This is a genomic window from Enterococcus pseudoavium NBRC 100491 (genome assembly GCF_001544295.1).
Classification (GTDB): domain Bacteria; phylum Bacillota; class Bacilli; order Lactobacillales; family Enterococcaceae; genus Enterococcus_A; species Enterococcus_A pseudoavium.
In genome coordinates, this window is the sequence record NZ_BCQF01000051.1 from 1 (window position 1) to 1,502 (window position 1,502).

Annotated in this window: 3 protein-coding genes; 1 reads left to right on the forward strand and 2 read right to left on the reverse strand. The window is 30.8% G+C overall.

All coding sequences use genetic code 11. The annotated features are described in order from the left end of the window. Both EP1_RS13125 and EP1_RS13130 read right to left on the reverse strand, forming a co-directional pair. On the reverse strand, nucleotides 1-231 hold a 231-nt coding region (locus EP1_RS13125), incomplete at its 3' end, for a hypothetical protein (RefSeq protein ID WP_157065602.1). Further along, the gene (locus EP1_RS13130; RefSeq protein ID WP_067628290.1) at nucleotides 231-1,049 is read right to left on the reverse strand and encodes a hypothetical protein; all 819 of its coding nucleotides are present in this window, start codon (nucleotides 1,047-1,049) and stop codon (nucleotides 231-233) included. The genes EP1_RS13130 and EP1_RS13125, both read right to left, overlap by 1 nt. 246 nt (nucleotides 1,050-1,295) lie before the next feature. On the opposite strand from EP1_RS13130, the gene EP1_RS13475 reads away from it, so the two are divergent. Continuing rightward, the coding region (locus tag EP1_RS13475) for a transposase (RefSeq protein ID WP_067628292.1) at nucleotides 1,296-1,502 on the forward strand (207 nt) is incomplete at its 3' end.

The following is a 1,502-nucleotide window of genomic DNA, read 5'->3' on the forward strand; positions in this document are numbered from 1 at the left end:
AACGTTAGATTCTTCAAAGTCATCTATTTCTTTACTGATAATTAACTTACACTTATCATTACTGATATTAGATTCATTTGCTAATTCAATAACTTTTTTAAAAGTAGCTACTCGTTCAGCAATCTCCTCTGTTGAATAGTTTTTCATATACTGTTCTTTAAGATATTTAATAATTTGATTATTTAATTCTCCTATTAATGACTTATACAATTTAGTACCAATAGACTTCATTAATTTCCTCCCATACCAACACTAGGAACTTTTTCAACAAACCAATTTGGCTTTAACAAAATCTGTTCGAAATATATTTTAGTGTATAGTATCGGTTTAACTTGATTCGGATAATTGTAGCTTTTAATTTCTTCCTGATTATTAAATCTCCGCATAATCAACTGTTCTATATTTGTAATAATAAAATCTACATGATGGTATTTATAATTTTTCCAAGCATCTTTTTTCTTTAAATTATCCGCTTTTCTGATTCCAAGCCAAATCATAGCATATATCTGAGAGGGAATAAGGATTTCTACTAAGCGATTAAATAGATTAAATAATTTGTCCTTGTCATTCTTATGTTTGTATAAAAAATCAAATTCATTCATCTGATATTTAGTTAATCTTATTAACTCATTTATTACAATATATCGCCAAACATCTTTTTTTTCTTGATCATTTATTGATATAGGATTTGTAAAGTACTTCAAAGAACTAAATAGATAATCCTCGTCTTCCATATCAATGTTAAGCTTATATTTCACCCTGTCAGAATAAAATCTATTTGGAAACTGATCATCTATAGGAAAGGACGACAGATCACTGCTAGGAGATACGCCAATAATCCCTTTCGCTATCAGACATTCAAGCTCCCTTCTCACATCAAAAAAGGCTGATTCTCTTACTTCTAAATATTTGTTGTATGGGCCAATCTCCTCTCCATAAGAATTTGTAAATGTATATTGTAATAATGTCGCCAGAGCCAACCTATCTCTCAAGTCACATGATTCTATACTTACTTTTTCTTCTAAAGAGCACGCTTGCTTTATTTTCATTCGATAAATATCCTGGCAATTATTACACATGCATCCAACTATGTTATGGTGACCACATTCTGAACATTCAAACATTTCTACGTCAATTGAAAAATCTTTCAAGTTTTCTCTACTTGGCACAGCTACGTACATTTTGTGTTGATCATATTTACACGTAGCCTTATTAGTGGTGTTAGTATTAAATCTTAGACAACTTTTCGTAGAGACAAAAATAAATTAAACTTAGCTACGAGAGGATGATTTTTTATGACCCGATATGAAGAAAATTTTAAACAGATGATTGTTGAACTGAATCAAACTGGACGTTCCGTTCGAGGGTTGGCGAAAGAATATGGCTTATCTGAAGCGACGATTTACAAATGGAAGAATTTATATTTGCCTAATCAGTCCACAGGACTGACTGGAAAAGAAGTGGCTGAACTAAAAAAAGAAAATGCTCGTTTGAAAGAGGAA

Excerpts from the sequence above, each read along its gene's own strand:
- EP1_RS13130 (WP_067628290.1), bottom strand. The coding sequence starts at position 1,049 with ATGAAAATAAAGCAAGCGTGCTCTTTAGAAGAAAAAGTAAGTATAGAA.